Here is a 275-nt window from a genome sequence, read left to right as displayed (position 1 = left end):
CGGCGAAGTTGCTCGAGGAGTCCCGCATCGAGGCCGCCCAGCTCCGCCGCCGCCCCGACGACCGGCATTGGTTGCGCGCCAGCGCCACCGAGATCGTGATCGGCGACAACGGCGGCGAGACCGCCGCCGCCCAGATACCGCCCACCACCTACGCCACCGCCCACAACGCCGCCCTCGTGCTGGGCCGGGTCGACGCCGGGGTGCTGGAAAAGTCCGAATGCGCGGCGCTGCTGCTCGAGATCGAGTCCATCCTCGGCACCGACACCCTCGCCAAG

Annotated in this window: 1 pseudogene; it reads left to right on the top strand. The window is 72.0% G+C overall.

What is annotated here, in order from left to right:
• Nucleotides 1-275 (top strand): annotated as a pseudogene (locus IU450_RS39360) (hypothetical protein); the annotation flags it as partial.

The sequence above is a fragment of the Nocardia abscessus genome (genome assembly GCF_015477775.1).
Classification (GTDB): Bacteria; Actinomycetota; Actinomycetes; order Mycobacteriales; family Mycobacteriaceae; genus Nocardia; species Nocardia abscessus_A.
This window is presented reverse-complemented; position numbering and strand designations above follow the sequence as displayed.